Here is an 18,943-nt window from a genome sequence, read left to right on the forward strand (position 1 = left end):
CAAGTATTTTAACAAATTGCACACCGAGAATCCATGCGAAATGGCACCTTCTGAAGGTGTTCATAAAACGGTGGTTTTATGGACGTAGACAATATTAATTGATAAGTTCGCATATCATAGATATTGCCTATCGATCTGGTCGCAAGAAAGCAGACTCTCCTGTACTTGCTGCAAGCTCCTAGCTAAGGCAGACTAAGTTATTAAATTTAGTAAAAATTTAAGGTAATCCTCTCAGCTCATTACATAGAAAGAGGATTCGCCAAAGCGAATTGTAGGTTCAGGGGAACGGGTTATGGAAAAGCTATCTATTAAGTTGAAAAATTGCTTTGGTATATCGGATTTTAATGAGACGTTCAGCTTTGAAAAATCGAACGCACACTTAATATATGCTCCTAATGGGGTCATGAAAACTTCTTTAGCTAAAACATTTGATTGCCTTAGTGTGGACGGCGGAAAGCCAAAGGAAGTTCTCTATAATCTTGAGCCTGAATGGAGCATTAAGATTGATGACCAAGAAATACTGCCAGATGAGATATTGGTAGTTAAGCCCTTTGATGCAGAGTTTGACTCAGATAATTTATCTACATTGCTTGTTAATAGCGAGCAAAAAGCCACTTATGATTCTATTTATAAAGAAATATTAAGCGCACGAAATCAACTCTCAAAAGGGTTGAATAAGCTATCAAAAGTCTCCCAGGACAAAGTCGAACAGCAATTAATTGACGATTTCGAAGTTGATAATATTTTTGAAGCGATTGAAGCCGTCCAAAATTTTGATCAAGGAAATTCAGAACTCTCAAAAATTCCATATTCAAAGATATTCGACCCGAAAGTTATTGAGTTGCTAAATGATGAGTCTATTCGCGATAATATAGATGAATACAGCACTCGCTATAATGAACTCGTCGATAAATCTCCTTTATTTTCTAGGGGTAAATTCAACCCAATAAATGCCGCGTCAGTTTCGAAGTCTCTTAAGAAAGAGAAGTTCTTTAATGCCGAGCATAAACTTTTGATGAAGGGGAATGATGAACCTATATGTGATCAAAAGAGTCTCGATGAGCTGCTAAAAAAAGAAAGTGAGTCTATTCTTGGCGACGGTCAACTACAAACCATATCAAATAAAATAATTTCTGGCGTCGCACCAGTTAAAGCATTTCAAGAGATCATTGAGAGTAGCCCAACAGTAACCGCGTATTTAGGAGACCTAGCGCACCTTAAAAAATTGCTCTGGTCGTCTTATTATGCGACTGACAAGTCAGGATTTGACAGCTTACTTAGCTTATTCCAAAGCAAAAAATCAGAGCTTGCAGAAATAGAAAGGCAGGCAAGCTTAGAAAACACATTGTGGCACGAATCAAAAGAAGTTTTTAAAAGGCGCTTTTACGTTCCCTTTGGAGTCGATATTGAAGATCATAAAAATGTAATTCTAGGAACATCAGCACCAAACATGGTTTTCACCTTTCCAAGGGAAAATGGTGAACCGGTGAGATTCGACAGAGGTCAACTAGATTCTCTTGATTGTCTCTCACTAGGTGAGCGGAGAGCTATGTACTTGCTTTATGTGATTTTCGAGTTCAAAGCAAGATTAAAATCAGGTCAAAGGTCAGTAATCATTATTGATGATATTGCAGATTCGTTTGATTATAAAAATAAGTATGCGATTGTCGAGTATCTGAGGGAGATGGCCGGAGAGGACCTGTTTAGATTAATTATACTGACGCATAACTTTGATTTTTACAGGACAGTTCAAGGACGAGTCCTCGATACGGCTCAATGGGACAACTCTTTCATAGCTCAAAAGAGCGAGGGGAAGATTTTACTTCTTAAAGGGGGAAGTAAAGATGTATCCAGCCCATTTGATCTCTGGAAAAAGAGTTACGATTCAAATGCTGAAATGTTAATTTCAATGATACCCTTTGTAAGAAATCTTATCGAGTACCGAGATGGGTTTTCGCCAGATTACAAAAAGCTAACATCAATGCTTCATATCAAAGACAATGATGATGAGCCCGATTATAAAACAAGATCATTAAAAGTAGAGGATTTAGAAAATATTATTGCCAAGGTCGTACAAAGAAGAGATGTTAGCCAAAACTTCGATAAAGATGAGCCGGTCCTAGATCTTATTTATAGAACTGCTGATGATTTAGCAAATGCTCAAGTTCCTACAGACACAATAGCTTTAGAGCGAAAAATAGCGCTTTCCATAGCTATACGCCTAAAAGCGGAGGAGTTTATGTGGGATCATGTGAACGATAAAACTCCCATCAAGGGTTCACAAACCGGGCGGCTGTTCAATAGAATTGTGAACGAGCAGTCAGGCAACAGTGATTTTGAGCAATTAGAAAGGGTGCTATCTCAGGTTACATTAATGACACCTGAAAATATTCACCTTAATTCGTTCATGTACGAGCCCCTAATTGATTTAGCCATGGACCATCTAATTGCGCTGTTTAAAGATGTTAAAGCGCTCACGTTCACTGGTGCTTAAGGCTGGGTACTGTGAGTCCTGGATCTTAATAAACTTGATCCACATTTACTCCCTAAGCATCGTAACCTTTTGTTTTATAATTATATTTCACATTCTGCATCGGGAAATGACCGTCTACCGCTCCAGGGCGTCCCGTTTACTTACCGGTATGGTAACTGGATTGTGGTGGTTGTTAATCTTTTTAGGGCTATAGACAATAGAACTATGGCCAAATTTGCTGATTGCCTCTTTTCGACTGCTTACATTCAACTTTTTATACAAGCGGTAGATATGGGTTTTTACCGTACTTTCAGCGACAAATAGTTCCTCTGCTATCTCCAGATTGCTTTTGCCCTGAACCACACGCTCGATAATTTGTTGCTCTCGTTTAGTGAGGTTGTGTAAAACATTTGTTTTCTTGTGGGTGTTTTTTGCATAGGGTTGATAACTGGACAGGAGTTCGGCCATCAGTTTGCGCGGTAGCCAGTAGTCTCCGCTTACCACATGTTCCAGGCAACAGGTCAGATGTTCTATAGGGGCATGTTCATAAAGCATACCCTTTAAATTCTGCAACGATAAAAGCAAAGCATTAGTAGTCGTTTCAGGAACATCATAAATAACGATGTCGATGGGGTTTTCTGTATGGTTTAGCCGCTCTCGCAGGGCGCTGGTTTGTGCAATACGGTAAGAGGTTAAAATGACCCTAAAGGAAGAAAAATCAAATGCTGATTCGCAAGCCTGCAATACTGAACGGCAGGTAAATGCGTAGCCCGCTTTTTCCAATTCCCGCTGAATAAACTGTGTTTGTATACAATACTCGCCCACTAGCAAAATAGAGGTGCAAGTGGACTTATCATCTGTCGCGTTATGCATAAATAGTCCTGTTTTTATTTTTCCATAAAGCACGTGTAAACCACATCAGGTTTTGCTGACACCCTGTCAACTAGCCCCGCTGATACCAAAAACAAACAAAAGCGATGACATCTCTGCAACTATCAAAGACTGGAATAACGCGCTGTCTATTGCATAAATCGTTAAAGCAAAGAACCTCATTCAACCCTGCTGCGGAAGTAGTGAAACTTTCCCTCTAATGAACAGTAACTGCTCCGAATTGATTAAAATTTACACAAATAGTAACAGAAAACCTGCTTTTTTCCATTATTAGTCACTCTTGTCAGCAAATTCATACTAACGAACGTGTAAGCTTAAGGTTTTATAGCTAAATCTGGTTCCACCGAAATCTGCAGGGAATCACTGTAAATACCACCTGGCTTGTGTGCAGTATCGCCAATGACAAAACCGATAGGGATAATATGACCCGTAGACAGACTGTCATAGGCAACTTCAGCAACCGGATTCGTAATATCCAGAAAATTATTGTCCAACAGCATCTGATAAAAAATATCCCACTTTTCGTTCATTGACTGGTGTCGCAGCCTGCCATGATGACCGGAGGCCACGCGAATGGTGTAACCCGTATTACTTTGAACCCAAAGCCGCGGGGCGCCGGAAATTTGCTTATTAGAGGTTAATACCCCCATATCAAAATCATAATGTTGCTGGGTCATGCCATAAAACTGGATTTGCGCTATAGGTAGAACATTCACCTGTATATCCCTGGTTTCAGGTAATGCAGCTGCGTTATAAACCAATGCATCATCATCCATCGTTGCCTCCAGCTGACCAGCATATGGGCCGGCAGAAAGCCATTGCTTAGTCCTGAAGCGCAACGCGATAGTAGTCATAGGTTGCTGGGTCGAAAGGGTCGCTATCCAACTGTCAGTCTGCGCATAGCCGCTACTTCCGTGCCAGTCGAATTCTAAAACACCATTACCCTGTCCCTGTAACGCCTGCCCTCCGTCTTTTAATCGTAAGCGAATTGCAGTTTGACAATCTTCACCCGAGATCTGCACACCGAGCCTGTAACTCATTGTGAGCGCGTAATTACCGTCGGCAAGTACATCATAGCCTGATTGCCCAGATAGCGGTTGTAGGTGAATTGAGCCGAACTCACAGGACTGCGCGATAGCAGTATTGCTGGCTAACAAAAAAAGCACGCCGCAACAATAAAAAGCCGGTTTAGTCCACATAAATGTTCCCTAACCGAATAAGCAAATCATCTTGTTCAGCTAACGTTAGTGTTGTTTTCTGTTGGGCTTTATTTTCCAACACCAGCTCATAGTCGCCCGGTCGCACCCCGGAAATAGCAAAAAGACCATTGCGGTTAGTGAAAAATTCAACCTCTTTTTGAGATTCATCGCCAAGGTATCTGGCCACGCCAGCGACTAACGAAATAGGTTCGTCAGAGCTTGTATCCAGCAGCGTGCCAATAACCGTATAAACAGAATCAGAACCAATTTGTAAGTCATAGCCGCGTCGATATGCCGGATTGACCCAGAATGCGCCATCACCCAGATCATAGCCTGGAGGAAGATTTTCAACCTCATAACTAAGCATTTGTGGATTATAAGCCACTAAATCAGGCACCAGGGCGGGCATTGCACCATACCCATATGCACGGGCGTAGCCTTGTTCTGCGGCAGGTGAAATGGCGACTTTATTGTCTTTCAGGCTTTTATGCTGAGAAACCAGCGCAAACGCTTCGCGTACCGGTCGTCCAATAGCGACTTTATCGCCAGCAAAGGCAACTGCACTACTTAACTGTACACGAGTGTTATGACTACGAATATCGTCATTGATGTCTTCCAAACGTGTGGTATGCCCTGCCAGGGCTTCGAACCGATTTCCCGTATAACTTACGCCCGCGTCTACATCCGTATCAATTTCTTTATTGGTGACAACTGATGCATACGCTGACAACCCACCGGTATTACCGATATTGTCCTGATAAGTGGTATCTACAGCGTATTGATTGAGCTGAGAATCGTAACGACCAATTGCTCTGGTACTTCTACTAAAAGGCCAGCTCAGGGTTAGGGAGGTATTCCACTCATTATCCTGAGTTTCATTTAACTGGAAACCAACACGCACACTCCAGGTAGCTGGAGTACTGAAAAAGCGGCCTGATAAACCAGGACTGAAACGCCAGTAATTTGCATCTTTATCACTACCTGAACGGTGATCAATAGTCATGGCAGCGCGCAAAGTATCATTGATGTAAACAGAACCAAATGCTGAAAAAAAATGCTCAGTAGTACTTAATTGAACAATGTCTGTGACGCCATCCTGAATACCTGAAAAATTATCAGACGAATATTCGTAAATCGCACTCAGTTGCGGTTGCCAGATATTGTTGTTATCAAAATCCGCATCCAACGCCAGCCGATAGGCTTCTCCTTTTCCCAGCAGGGGATGAGCGCTTTTTGTTGCTGATAATTCCATCACACCGATGGCATTGGCAAATAGTACGGTGCCGCCGTATTGATAAATATCTTCCCGCTTTTGCCCGTTGATACCAAGCGTAAGCCAGGGCGCGACGCCTACATTCAAATAACCGCTTACAACACGTTCATCTGATACGTAGTCTATTTCATCGGTGCCAAACTCTCGGGGGATTCCATACATCGCCGAGTATTCGAACTCTCCGGCATCCAGCAGATCATTACCTGTTGCTACGGAAAACTGTATAATTTCCTCAGCGCCTGCCGAATCGGTAATGACTAACTGAATATCGTTGGTACCCTGTGCCAACGGAATATCGCTGAGATCATAAGTACCGGCGCCCAGGGAAAGCCGCTGTACCACCGCACCATCTATGACCACGTCAACATTTGAGCCTCGCATCAGAGTAAATATTTGGTTTGCCCGGGGCCTGACATTGCGGGTAGGAATACTGATAAAGTCCCGGGTCACGCCGATCCCCAGAATATCAGCGCTGTTTTGAAAACTGTCACCAATATTAAACATATCCCCCACAGTTAAACGGGTACCCTGTTCTGCAAAATCTATATTTAATCGAGTACCTTCGCGTAAATAACTGCCGGTTTGGTCGTCTGATTTTTCGTATCTTGATTCGTATTCAAAGTTGGCCCATCCCAAATTCAGCGCAGAAGCTATTCTCGCGCCATACACTCTGGAAGTATTATCCTGTTCAGATATGGTTTGATTATCATTGGCAGCGACATTTAAATTTATAAAACCGCTGATGGGACTGGCGCTGGTGTAATTGCTATGGTCTTCATCGTTACCCAGTGAAAGTCGATGGATACGACTGTATTCGCGCGGCACCTTAACAATACATTCTAATGTGGACATATCAAAAATAAGTTCTAGGCCCGCCTGCTTGAAATCATTGCGAGACAGCATCGCTTCTCCACCAGTATCGCGAAGCTCTGAAACTTTTTCCTCTATTATCACATCAGAAAGCAACGCAAGCGTACTGGCTTTAGGTAACAGTATCTTATTCTCGGCGGTGATGGTTACTTCAGCCTCGCCCAGCACCGTATCGCTTATCTTAAGTAACGACATGAGTTGTATATCCCGCCCCGTGGGGTTAAGTGTGACCTCCTGCCCCATCGAACTTTGACAATAAATAAGTAACAAGCTTAATACTAAGCAAGTTTGGATTGTCCATGTCAGGCAATGTAATTGAAAAATCTGTCCATTATCTTTCCTGCCCATGATACTCACCTGCGGGTAACAACCTGCCGACAATAATATCCCGCGATGAGTTTGGGGGTATAAATATATCGCCGATAGTGCTTAACACTGCTTCCTGAGTCTCCGCTGCTATACCATTAAAGTGCAGCAAACTGGAGTAAGTGAAGCGGGTTCCTTTATTTTTGAGAATACCCTGCCCGTCATCATCAACTATCAAAAGGACACCGGGCTCTTGAGCGCTGTTATAAACATGAATCAGAGCGTTATAGTTGACCTGGACACTCACACCGCTGCTGATTCCAGACTGATTAACAGGATCATAGTTGTTCTTCGCTAATTGAAGTTGTGCAAATCGAACAAAATAGCTTTTTGATTCATCCAGCGAGCTATCCGTTAACCATTGAACCCGAAATGTCTGCTTGCTGCCCGGCGCCAGAATGGCCGCTGGTGGAAAAATTTTTAGCGGGCTGTCGGATGCTACTTGCGTCTTATAATTGCCGTCATCCTGAAAAACCAGGTTCATGACTAGGGCTTCCAGAGGCAAACGCTGAGTGGAATTATTTGTCACAACCAGCTGAGCTACGCGATGACTTTGTGTATTAAGCGTTAGCACGGTGGGAGATATAATTACACTGTTTGCTGTAAGTGGATAGCTAACCAATAACCAACACAGCAGGAACCACTTTACCCGGTCCATATCTTAATCCTGCAGGATATCTATAGATACAGTCGATGCGTTGTAGTTCTCAATAGGTGTCATCTCAAACACACGTTTAGATTGTGGCAATACTAATGTACCAGCAATATATTTACTAATATCGGAACCCTTGAGCATCAAAGAGTTCGCGCCATCAGAAACCTGCCATCTTGTTTGTGTAAGACGACCATAACTATCGCCAGAATTAATAACTTCCAGCAACCATTTATCATCTTTTTGTGATATTTTTTCGACATTAAGTTCAGAAAATGTATTTTTTGGCTTTACATTTATAAGTGTGTTGAATTGAAATAGTAGCCCCATCATCCCACTATTATTTTTTTTGCTTTCTAACTGAACTTCTTTTACGGAGATACGATATGCTTTTGACTGGGTGATAGAAGGATCACCTAAATAACGAACGATAACAGACTGAGAGCGACCGGGCTGAATAACAGCGGTAACCGGAATAACTAATAATTCACCGTCAGCGGGTTCTCGGGTTTCTTTTCCATATTCATCCATTGTCATAGAAAAAGGATAGAGCTCGACGGTCAGCACTTTATTTGATGTATTATCAATACGCATGGTCATTTGCGAGCGATTACCAATAGGCTCTAATTCTGCAACCATTGGCTCTACTTTATACGCAAGTGCATTGTGACAAAACATAATAGTTGCGATCAAATATAAGTAGCGAACCATCTTAAGCTCCATCTTTTACATTAATTATTATTTTAAATAAGACCTTCGTTAATCACCTTTTTATATGGTAATTAGTTAGAGGTTACATTGACAGTCAGTGTATCAGAATACCCTCCAGCCCAGGTGGCTGCTTCTGTTGTAGTAACAACTAATGAAGCTCCAACTCCGGAAGCCAGAGCACTAGAGCCCCCGTATATCTGTGAGGCAGGTACATCATTTTGGCCGGGGCCGCCTGGCGCATTCAGTGTTAAGGGCGTTAGGCCAGTTGGCGTAAATACCGCGTCATAAGTTAGGGCAAAATCTTCATCGTCATCTGACTCCAGACCGCCTTCAGCACTGATAAGTGTAACGGTGGCACCATCCACATCATTACACTTAAAATGCATTCCAATGTTAACTGATTGATGCGATGATGTAACATCCCCAAAATCAAGTAACTGGGTATTCAGACCACTTACTTCGCATACGGGAGAGACATAACCAACCAGCTGTACATCACCCGGTCCGGCGTGTGAAGCTGATGCTACAAGCGCGGTGACTGCTGCTGCACAAAGTGTTAACTTTCTCATCTTAATATTCCTTGTTTATCATTTTACAACATTAAGTTTGCCCGAAACCGCTGAGCTGTTAATCTGTCTGATGACAGATCATTGTGTTGAGATATTGTGAATAGATGGAAAAACATCTATTTGAACAACATCTTCATAATAACCTGCGAAAAGCAGGCTTTCTTCCAGCGTCACCCTTAGCGTTCCTGACGTAGAAAAAGGAATGACACCTGAACTCTTTACTTCTTTAGCAATAGTTAATGCATCGCTTTTATTCTTATAATTTAAATTTAAATCGCCAATATCAATTTCTAATGTGTAGATATGAGGTTCTATGTCTTCTCTTCCTTTTATAGCAAGACCACCATTTACAGATGAAACTCGTATATTCATTGGCTGATTACAGTAGATATCCATAGGTAGCGATTTTTCTTTCACATTAGATAAATCTATTTCATTTCCCGCAGAGAGATTAATTTGACACTGGTCGTTTATTTTTCCTGATATATCCAATGTCAGTGAGTTGGCAAAACAAGTAACATTTTCTATAACTGAGAGAAGAAAAATAAAGCAAAAATATCTTCCTGTTTGAAGAACCATATTAATTGATCAATAAATTATTTTTAATCTTCAAGGTAGAAAGATTGTAGTCGCTAAATCAGATGTCAGAGTAGTAATTGAAGTCTTAAAGTGAGGAGGATAAGTAGTAGAAAAGTTGTAAGTAATAATCTAGGTGAAAATACACTTTTGGTAGCGACAGAAGCAGGAAGAAAAGAGTACCGCGCTGTACCCGTATTTCACCTCGTGGTATTTTATCATCTTCTTATGGGCTAGCTGTTGGCAACGCCCGGCTTCTAACCTGGAATGTAAGTTTATGTCTAAGCATCTCTCCGTAATCGTAGGTTCAATGCTTGGCGCGGCGGAATATGTCGCTGACGCCTTAGAGGATGTGGCCAAACGAGCCGGATATACGGTAGTTATTCATCTGGAGCCGGATCTGGCTGAAATCCCTGTAGACAGCAGATGGGTAATTTGTACCTCGACCCATGGTGCTGGCGAACTGCCAGACAATATCCAGACATTTGCAAGGCAGGTCAAACAGGCTAATTTAGACCAAACCCAGGCCTATATCATAGGGCTCGGTGACAGTAGCTATGACACTTATTGCTACGGCGCCATCGAGATGGAAAAGATTATTCTGGAGGCAGGCGCATCGCTGTTGGCTCCACCACTTCATATAGATGTATTAAACCATCCCATTCCTGAAGATGAGGCGGTGGTATGGTTTGAAAATATTCTGGCAGATCAATAATCCGTGTTTACCCAGGCCGAATATCATGCACTTTGCTCGGGGCTCAATAACGAGGCCAGAGTACTATACTGTCTGGGACTCAGACCCACAGCAAATCTGGCCACTACCACCAGTGATCCACTCAATTATAAATTTTTATTGTTGCTGTTAAATGCTGATAATCAGGAAGAAAAAGTGTTTACCCGAGGCCGGCAGATAAACAGCCTTTTGCGGCACTTAGAACAAGCGGGCCTCGTCGCTCTGCCCCAGCATCTTAGTTTTGAGCAAACACTCAACGGTCAGACAATTCTTTTGCCGCTATGTAATGAGGCCCAGGATGACTTTGCCCACCTTCATCGTCAGCATCAGCCAATGAAACCTTCCTGGAAACCGGATAAAGCGCTGTTCGAGCAGATGGCCAGCCTGCTCGGTTTAATAGACAAAAGCTATGATGAAGATGATGTTGGGGAGTTTATCGCTTACTGGCTGGGTCGCCCCAATACAGTATTTAGTCATTTTCAGTGGACCCAGAAATTTGCTTACGCTATGCGTTTTAAACGACTGGCGGGTGGCGCTGCACCTAAGGCTCGGGTAGGTAATCAACAGGTGCCAGTTGCACCGGGTATTGAAGCAGACGATAATGCCCGCAAACTGGTTGAAAAATATCACGGCCAAAAGAAGTCCTGACCTTATGGAATCGATAAAAGATCGTATAAATAATCTCGCCCGCGCGATGGGCAAAGCAGCTGTTCAGGAAAGTGAATATATTGACTATAAAACGCTGCGAAAACAATATGAGCAACAAGCAAATGCGGAGATCCGTCAGTTGCAAAGCGCTTCAAAGAAAGATCGGATCGCGGCCATTCACGGACGCTCTGATTTAAACCCTCACTGGACATTCGCTAACTTAGTAGAAGACAGTGAGGATGTTATTGAGGCTGTCAGCATTGCTCATTCTTTCATTGCTGCTCATGATGATCCGTCCTGGCGCCAGGCGGGTTCGCACATGATGTTATTTTATGGTGATTACGGGCGTGGCAAGTCTCATATCGCCGGCGCTATTGCCCATCAGCTTATCGAGCAGTATGAAATCAGTGTGCTCTATCGCCAGTTATCTACGCTGCTTGAGATGCGTTACTTTTCTTACGATTTCAGCGCAAAAGATAATGTCGGTCAAAAATTCAGGGAAGCGCATCAGGAGCTGTTAGAAGTCGACCTACTCATTCTGGATGAAGTCTGTGTAAATGAAACCGTGCTTAAAAAGAACACGCAAAGCTGGCTGGGGAACTTGCTTAGACAGCGACTGGTGAACAAAAAGAATTGTATTTTAATAACCAACCACAATCTCGCGGAGCTGGAGCATGCCGTTGGCCGCTACTGTTTTGAAAGTATTCGTGAGTACGATACTTACCGGGTACGTTTTTCCGGGCCCAGCCGACGCAAAGGACTTGTAGCAGAAGATGCGGAACCTTCCAGCGCATCCGGCTCACGTTATCAGCCAAATCAGGTTAGATAATTTTGCTCGTTTAAACCTTTTCCCGTTTGTATACGACATAGTGTTTATAACCTTGATGGAGTAAACACTATGATCACACGACGCTCTTTTTGCACAGCATTAGGCCTTTCATTATTAAGCACAAATGTGCTTGCCGAACACATTTCAAAAACGTTTGATACCCGTCCCAATGGCACGTTGACACTACGCACTGAAGCGGGGTCCGTTGAAGTTACTACACACGCCGAAAACACGATAAACATTGAGATTGATATACATAATACCGATAACGAATTTTCGGTATCATTCGAGAATAACGACGACGGCCTTTCCATTGAGGGTGAACGTGATGGCAATTGGCACAGCAGCTCTCTGGATGTTCAGTATCAAATCACCCTGCCCAGTCAATATAACGTTGATCTTGATACCGCAGGCGGTGATATTCAGATAGCCAACCTTAATGGCCAGGTAGAAGCCCGCACATCCGGCGGCAAAATTAGTACAAAAGACATAACAGGAAACATTAATATAAAAACTTCAGGCGGTTCGCTGGAGCTCGTAAATGTTCAAGGCCGGATCGATGGACATACATCAGGTGGCAACATAGATCTTCTGCTTCATAGTCAGCCTGATCAAGCTATCCGTTTACATACTTCAGGTGGTTCAATAATGGCAAAATTTGCGGAAAATAGCCGTATAGATCTGAAAGCGAATACTAGTGGCGGTCGAGTTAGCAGTCAGTGGCAGGTTGATGGGTCACAATCTGAACAACAAATAGCCGGAAAAATTAATGACGGTGGACCAGAAGTAGATCTAAATACCTCGGGCGGTTCGATCTATGTGGAAAAGATCCAGAGGTTTTGACCGATCGCTCTACAGGCCGTTAAAAGCGGCCTTTTTTTGATCATTATCCCGATCTCATTGACAACTTATCCCCATGTCGATCACACTTTGATCACGGTTGTGGATATGATCCCCAAAAGCCCTGTGTATAAGCTCTGATCGCAACAGGAACAAAATTTTTGAAAATCCCGGGTGTGGATAAATAGGGGGTTTATACACAAGATCCAGACCCGTTATGATCGATCCCATACATGAGTTATCCTTGGCGTAAGATCCTGTGATCTATGAAGAATGATCGCTTATCAACAGATCTTGTCGATCCTAATAGTAATAAAAATAAATAAGATCTTAAAAGATCATATTATATATAAGCCTTGCCCCATCTCACTTTTCACATTGCCGTGAGGAAAATTTAAGCGTTTTCTTTATGCTCCAAGTCAGCTAAAATACGCGCCCTTTTTACCAAAGGTCCGGATCTATTTATATCCTTTGCATCTGTGAGGTTTATCATGTTTTATCAGCAAGAATTTGACGTCATCGTAGTTGGTGGCGGTCATGCAGGCACGGAAGCCGCTATGGCATCTGCACGCATGGGGACAAATACCCTGTTGCTGACTCACAATATCGAAACGATCGGACAAATGTCCTGCAATCCGGCGATCGGCGGCATTGGTAAAGGACATTTGGTAAAAGAGATCGATGCTCTGGGCGGCGTTATGGGGCTGGCAACTGATCAGGCGGGTATCCAGTTCAGAACGTTAAATTCAAGCAAGGGTCCGGCAGTACGTGCCACCCGAGCTCAGGCTGATCGGACGCTATACCGTCAGGCGATCAGAACCATGGTTGAACAACAACCCAACCTCACACTATTTCAGCAAAGCTGCGATGATCTGATTGTTGAGAATGATCAGGTCACCGGTGTGGTTACTCAGATGGGCCTGAAGTTTAAGGCTAAATCGGTGGTACTTACAGTCGGCACGTTCCTGGGTGGCACGATCCATATCGGACTTGAAAACTATCGCGGCGGCCGGGCCGGGGATCCGCCTTCCATCGCGCTTGCTGATCGCTTACGGGCACTGCCGTTTCGAGTGGATCGTCTTAAAACCGGTACCCCGGCACGTTTAGATGCGCGCAGCCTGGATTTTTCGCAAATGCAGGCACAACCGGGTGATGATCCGGTGCCCGTGGTTTCCTTTATGGGAAATCGGGCAATGCACCCTACTCAGATCCCGTGTTACATCACGCATACCAATGAAAAAACCCATGACATAATCCGCGGTGGCTTAGATCGTTCCCCGATGTTTACCGGTGTTATCGAAGGAACCGGCCCGCGTTATTGTCCAAGTATCGAAGATAAGATTACCCGTTTTGCTGACAAGAATTCGCATCAGATCTTCGTGGAACCAGAAGGACTAAACAGTATGGAGGTTTATCCCAATGGGATTTCCACCAGTTTGCCTTTTGATGTTCAAATCGAGCTTGTCAGATCTATCAGGGGCTTTGAAAATGCGCATATTGTCAGACCCGGCTATGCCATTGAGTATGACTTTTTCGATCCCCGTGATTTGAAACAAACACTGGAAACAAAATATATCAACGGCTTGTTTTTTGCCGGACAGATAAATGGTACTACGGGCTACGAGGAAGCAGGTGCCCAGGGGCTTGTCGCCGGCGCTAATGCAGCACTTCAGGTGGCGGGTAAAGATCCACTGATTTTGCGACGGGATCAGGCTTACATGGGGGTGTTGATTGACGATCTGGCGACCATGGGCACCAAGGAACCATATCGGATGTTTACCAGCCGTGCAGAGTATCGTCTGCTATTGCGTGAAGATAACGCAGATATGCGTCTTACAGCGTTAGGTCGTGAGATCGGGCTGGTGGATGATGCTCGCTGGGCGTCGTTTAATCAAAAAATGGAAGCAGTCCAGACTGAACAGCAACGGCTACGCGGTCAGTGGGTATATCCTGAGCATCCGGCTGTTCAGGAGCTAAACACAATGCTTAAAAATCCGGTAAGCCGCGAACATTCCCTTGAAGAGCTTATTCGTCGGCCTGAAATGACCTATGAAAAGCTCATGCAAATCCAGCAGCTTGGTCCGGGGATTGAGGATCCGATTGCCGCGCAACAAGTGGAAATCCAGATCAAATATGCCGGTTATATTGCCCGCCAGCTGGATGAAATTGCCAAAGCACAACGTCATGAAAGCACCTTGCTGCCCCGTGATTTTGATTACAGCAAAATATCCGGTCTTTCCAATGAGGTGGTTTCTAAGCTAACGGAAGCCCGCCCTGAAACGATTGGTAAAGCATCGCGGATTTCTGGCATTACGCCAGCGGCTATTTCACTGTTGCTGGTTTATCTCAAAAAACATGGATTATTGCGTAAACAGGAGCGTATCAGCGCGTGAGTACAGCCGTAGATACTGATAAACTTGCCCGCATTCTGGCTGGCGGCATTAAAAGTATGGGGTTGGTTATCCCTCAGCCCCGTCAGCAAAAACTTATTGATTATGTAGTACTTATGCATAAGTGGAACAGGGCGTATAACTTAACCTCAGTTCGCGATCCTGAGCAGATGGTGGTTAAACACTTACTGGATTCACTGAGTATTATGCCGCATATCACTGCTCATTCTGTCATTGATGTGGGAACGGGCCCCGGTCTGCCGGGAATGCCACTTGCTATAGTGCTGCCAGAAACCCGTTTTACGCTGCTGGATAGTCTTGGTAAACGCGTTCGATTTATGAAGCAATGTGTTCACGAGCTTAAGCTTGAAAATGTAGAATGTGTGCATGAACGTGTGGAAGCACACACAGATCATGCGCCATATGATATTGTATTAAGCCGTGCCTTCGCATCGTTGAAAGATATGTTGCACTGGTGCGAACATCTGGTAGATTCAGAGGGCAAATACTTTGCGCTGAAAGGTCAATTCCCGCAAAATGAGATTGATGAAGTGAGTGATCACTTTCGTATTGAATCTGTGTTGTCGCTGGAAGTGCCGGATCTTGTGGGCGAGCGCCATTTGGTGATGATTCAAAAAGCATAAACAGGATTTAAGTGTGGCTAAGGTTATCGCAATAGCGAATCAAAAAGGCGGCGTGGGGAAAACCACTACGGCAGTCAATGTTGCAGCGTCTATGGCAGCAACAAAGCGCAAAGTGTTGCTTATCGATCTCGATCCACAAGGCAATGCCACCATGGGTAGTGGCGTCGACAAATACGATGTACCTGCAACCTGTTTTGAACTCTTGATTGAAGAACGTCCTGCTGAAGAGGTCATCGTTAAAGATACAACTGGTAAGTACGATATTATTCCGGCCAATGGGGATGTCACCGCGGCTGAGATAAAGCTGATGGAGATGTTTGCACGGGAAGTGCGGTTGCGAAACTCACTGAAACCGGTCATGGATTATTATGATTTTATTTTCATTGATTGTCCCCCTTCGTTAAACCAGTTAACCGTCAATGCATTGGCCGCAGCCGATTCAGTGCTGGTACCTATGCAATGTGAGTATTATGCCCTGGAAGGCCTGACCGCATTGATGGATACAATTTCCAAGCTGGCTTCGGTGGTCAATCCGGATTTGAAAATAGAGGGGGTGTTAAGAACCATGTATGACCCCCGTAACCGGTTGGCCAACGATGTGTCAGAACAGTTGAAACGGCATTTCGGTGAGCAGGTCTACCGTACTGTAATTCCACGCAATGTCCGGCTTGCTGAAGCGCCGAGTTTCGGCGCACCAGCAATGTATTATGATAAATCGTCAACGGGTGCAAAAGCCTATCTGGCGCTAGCCGGAGAAATACTTCGGCGGCGGGACAAAGCTGGTATGCAGGCCGCCAAGGCCTGTTGATTTGATACTGTCAGCCACTGGCGGTATTTTGTGAGTTATTGAGGAAACTATGTCAGCGAAAAAAAGAGGACTTGGGCGAGGACTGGATGCCCTGTTGGCGACCAGTCAGTCTTCAACACAGAAACACCAACAGCAAGAAGCGTCAGACCTGACATCCGTGGAATCAGAACTGAGAAAATTGCCCATTGAATATTTCAAACCGGGCAAATATCAGCCTCGCAAAGATATGTCACCGGATGCTTTGGAAGAATTGGCCTCATCGATTCGCTCTCAGGGTGTTATTCAGCCTATTGTTGCGCGTCAGCTAGATACTAACAGTTACGAAATAATTGCCGGTGAACGACGCTGGCGCGCTGCGCAGATGGCACAGCTCGACACGGTGCCCTGTCTGATTAAAGATGTACCTGACGAAGCGGCCGTAGCAATTGCACTGATTGAAAACATTCAGCGCGAAGATCTTAATGCAATGGAAGAAGCCCAGGCTCTTAGCCGGCTCATGAAAGAGTTCGAACTAACCCATGCCGAAGTTGCTGAAGCGGTAGGTAAATCCCGCACGTCGGTTACCAATCTGTTGCGCTTAAATAATCTCAATGATGATGTGAAACTGTTACTTGAACATGGTGATATTGAGATGGGTCATGCGCGAGCTCTGCTTGCTCTTGACGGTGAACAGCAAACCGAAGCTGCGCAGGTAGTCTCAGGAAAAGCACTCACCGTGCGTGATACTGAAAAACTGGTGCGCAGGTATTTAGAACCCGTCGCACCGAAACCAGAAAAGAAAATAGACCCCGATGTAAAGAATCTGATGACCAAATTGTCTGAGAATTTGGGCACACCGGTAAACATCGACCACAACGCCCGGGGCAAAGGAAAAATAACTATTAGTTTCAGTGACCTGGAACAGCTGGACGGAATTTTATCAAAAATCCACTAGTATCCAGTGCGCAACAATGTTTAATTATCTGTATGTAAAGTGAACAAAAAATTATGCGTTGTTGAACTGCGTAACGAAATTCAGACAGAAAATTTTCATAATCACTTTCAAAATGCGATGTGCTGTTGAAAAATATCGGTAAAACAGTATACTTCTGACGCTTTTCGGTTGAGCAGAAGCAAAAGAGATTCGCCGTGCAAAATGACTTGGCCCGAGAGGGTAAAAACCTGGCCAAAAAAGCATTTGCGGCGCAGCTTCTGGTATCAACGATAATGGCGATGCTCGTCTGGCTGGCAAGTGGTTCACATCAGGCACTTTCGCTGATGATGGGGGCGTTAATAAGTATTCTGCCAAATAGTATTTTTGCCGTATTTGCATTTAGATACGCCGGGGCCCGACAAAATCAACAGGTTGCCCGGAGTTTTAGTCAGGGAGCGAAGATCAAACTGGCTATAAGTTTTATTTTGTTTGTTATTGCATTTAAAGGGCTAAATGTCGCCCCCCTCGCCTTATTCGGCGGCTTTGCAATAGCAACTGTCAGCTATTGGCTGGCTTTGCTTCAGCAGCACAAACAATAAAAAAAAGTTGCCGGCCCGATAAGGCCATGAAGCGCTGAACCAATTTTACACTTTCAACTTTGGGTTAAAACATGGCATCTGAGCAAACAACACAAGAGTATATTGTCCATCACTTGACCAATGCCACCATGTGTATGACAGACGATGGTCTGCAGACAAACTATGGTATGGCATTGGAAGAAGCAGCGACTGCGTGTCAGGAAGCCGGGTTTTGGGTATGGCATATTGATACCCTGGCCTGGTCTATTCTATTAGGCGTGATTTTTTTGTGGTTCTTCCGTCGCGTAGGTAAGAATGCAACTACCGGAGTACCAAGCAAAACACAGGCATTTGTTGAAATGACAGTAGAATTTGTCAATGACAACGTGCGTGATTCTTTTCATGGTAAAAGTAAAATGGTAGCGCCACTGGGCCTCACCATCTTTGTCTGGGTGTTTTTGATGAACCTCATGGACTTGGTGCCAGTTGACTTCTTGCCGTGGGCAGCGGGTCAGATTGGTGCGGCAACTACCGGCGTCGATCCCCACCATGTATATATGAAAGTGGTTCCCACTACAGATCTCAACCTGCCACTGGCGTTAGGTTTAGGTGTATTTGCGCTAATTCTCTTTTATTCCATTAAGATTAAAGGTATTGGTGGCTTTACTAAAGAGCTTACCATGCAACCGTTTAATCATTGGGCGTTTATTCCGGTAAACTTTGTGCTAGAGACTGTTACCCTGTTAGCACGACCGTTCTCTTTGGCTCTGCGTTTATTTGGCAACCTGTATGCCGGCGAACTTATTTTTATTCTTATCGCGACCCTGGGTCTTTGGCAATTACCACTGCACTTCCCGTGGGCGGTGTTCCATATTTTGGTTATCGTTCTCCAGGCCTTTATTTTCATGATGTTAACCATCGTGTATCTGAGTCTGGCTCACGAAGATCATTAAAGAAGTAGCGGTAACAGCGGGATAATT

Annotated in this window: 18 protein-coding genes; 11 read left to right on the top strand and 7 right to left on the bottom strand. The window is 44.2% G+C overall.

Annotated elements, in window-relative coordinates; genetic code table 11:
* Positions 1-292: 292 nt before the first annotated feature.
* Positions 293-2,494 carry an AAA family ATPase gene (locus F458_RS0104495; protein ID WP_018982188.1) on the top strand — a complete coding sequence of 734 codons (2,202 nt, stop codon included), beginning with the start codon at positions 293-295 and terminating at the stop codon, positions 2,492-2,494.
* A gap of 114 nt (positions 2,495-2,608) precedes the next feature.
* On the opposite strand, the gene F458_RS19030 is transcribed toward F458_RS0104495, so the two are convergent.
* From F458_RS19030 to F458_RS0104530, 7 genes are all read right to left on the bottom strand, one after another.
* Complete coding sequence (locus tag F458_RS19030) at positions 2,609-3,346, bottom strand: helix-turn-helix transcriptional regulator (protein ID WP_018982189.1); 738 nt, start codon at positions 3,344-3,346, stop codon at positions 2,609-2,611.
* A gap of 332 nt (positions 3,347-3,678) precedes the next feature.
* A complete protein-coding gene (locus F458_RS0104505; RefSeq protein WP_018982190.1) occupies positions 3,679-4,563 on the bottom strand; it encodes a hypothetical protein in 885 nt (294 codons plus the stop codon).
* A complete protein-coding gene (locus F458_RS0104510; RefSeq protein WP_018982191.1) occupies positions 4,553-6,901 on the bottom strand; it encodes a fimbria/pilus outer membrane usher protein in 2,349 nt (782 codons plus the stop codon). The genes F458_RS0104505 and F458_RS0104510 overlap by 11 nt, the downstream gene beginning before the upstream one ends.
* 136 nt (positions 6,902-7,037) lie before the next feature.
* Complete coding sequence (locus tag F458_RS0104515; RefSeq protein WP_018982192.1) at positions 7,038-7,730, bottom strand: fimbrial biogenesis chaperone; 693 nt, start codon at positions 7,728-7,730, stop codon at positions 7,038-7,040.
* 3 nt (positions 7,731-7,733) lie between these two features.
* Positions 7,734-8,435: a fimbrial biogenesis chaperone gene (locus F458_RS0104520; RefSeq protein WP_018982193.1), complete on the bottom strand. Its 702-nt coding sequence runs from the start codon at positions 8,433-8,435 to the stop codon at positions 7,734-7,736.
* 71 nt (positions 8,436-8,506) lie between these two features.
* Positions 8,507-9,004: a hypothetical protein gene (locus F458_RS0104525; protein ID WP_018982194.1), complete on the bottom strand. Its 498-nt coding sequence runs from the start codon at positions 9,002-9,004 to the stop codon at positions 8,507-8,509.
* Between the two features lie 78 nt (positions 9,005-9,082).
* Positions 9,083-9,583, bottom strand: a complete 501-nt coding sequence (locus F458_RS0104530; RefSeq protein ID WP_018982195.1) for a hypothetical protein — start codon at positions 9,581-9,583, stop codon at positions 9,083-9,085.
* A gap of 274 nt (positions 9,584-9,857) precedes the next feature.
* Here F458_RS0104530 and F458_RS0104535 point away from each other — a divergent pair, with 274 nt between their 5' ends.
* From F458_RS0104535 to atpB, 10 genes are all read left to right on the top strand, one after another.
* Positions 9,858-10,295, top strand: a complete 438-nt coding sequence (locus F458_RS0104535) for a flavodoxin domain-containing protein (protein WP_026294491.1) — start codon at positions 9,858-9,860, stop codon at positions 10,293-10,295.
* 3 nt (positions 10,296-10,298) lie between these two features.
* Positions 10,299-10,961, top strand: coding sequence for a DnaT-like ssDNA-binding domain-containing protein (locus F458_RS0104540; RefSeq protein ID WP_018982197.1), 663 nt, complete (start codon positions 10,299-10,301; stop codon positions 10,959-10,961).
* 4 nt (positions 10,962-10,965) lie between these two features.
* Positions 10,966-11,790 carry an ATP-binding protein gene (locus F458_RS0104545; RefSeq protein ID WP_026294492.1) on the top strand — a complete coding sequence of 275 codons (825 nt, stop codon included), beginning with the start codon at positions 10,966-10,968 and terminating at the stop codon, positions 11,788-11,790.
* A 69-nt stretch (positions 11,791-11,859) separates the two neighbouring features.
* Positions 11,860-12,633, top strand: coding sequence for a DUF4097 family beta strand repeat-containing protein (locus tag F458_RS0104550; RefSeq protein ID WP_018982199.1), 774 nt, complete (start codon positions 11,860-11,862; stop codon positions 12,631-12,633).
* 488 nt (positions 12,634-13,121) lie between these two features.
* Positions 13,122-15,023 carry a tRNA uridine-5-carboxymethylaminomethyl(34) synthesis enzyme MnmG gene (gene mnmG, locus F458_RS0104555; protein ID WP_018982200.1) on the top strand — a complete coding sequence of 634 codons (1,902 nt, stop codon included), beginning with the start codon at positions 13,122-13,124 and terminating at the stop codon, positions 15,021-15,023.
* 56 nt (positions 15,024-15,079) lie between these two features.
* A complete protein-coding gene (gene rsmG / locus F458_RS0104560) occupies positions 15,080-15,664 on the top strand; it encodes a 16S rRNA (guanine(527)-N(7))-methyltransferase RsmG (RefSeq protein WP_051085001.1) in 585 nt (194 codons plus the stop codon).
* A gap of 13 nt (positions 15,665-15,677) precedes the next feature.
* On the top strand, positions 15,678-16,472 hold the full coding sequence (locus F458_RS0104565; protein ID WP_018982202.1) for a ParA family protein: 795 nt from the start codon (positions 15,678-15,680) through the stop codon (positions 16,470-16,472).
* 49 nt (positions 16,473-16,521) lie between these two features.
* Positions 16,522-17,406 carry a ParB/RepB/Spo0J family partition protein gene (locus tag F458_RS0104570; RefSeq protein WP_018982203.1) on the top strand — a complete coding sequence of 295 codons (885 nt, stop codon included), beginning with the start codon at positions 16,522-16,524 and terminating at the stop codon, positions 17,404-17,406.
* 194 nt (positions 17,407-17,600) lie between these two features.
* Entirely contained in the window at positions 17,601-17,984 is a 384-nt protein-coding gene (locus tag F458_RS0104575) for an ATP synthase subunit I (protein ID WP_018982204.1), read from the top strand.
* A gap of 71 nt (positions 17,985-18,055) precedes the next feature.
* The gene (gene atpB, locus F458_RS0104580; protein WP_018982205.1) at positions 18,056-18,916 is read left to right on the top strand and encodes a F0F1 ATP synthase subunit A; all 861 of its coding nucleotides are present in this window, start codon (positions 18,056-18,058) and stop codon (positions 18,914-18,916) included.
* Positions 18,917-18,943 lie beyond the last annotated feature (27 nt).

The sequence above is a fragment of the Salinimonas chungwhensis DSM 16280 genome (assembly GCF_000378185.1).
GTDB classification, from domain to species: domain Bacteria; phylum Pseudomonadota; class Gammaproteobacteria; order Enterobacterales; family Alteromonadaceae; genus Alteromonas; species Alteromonas chungwhensis.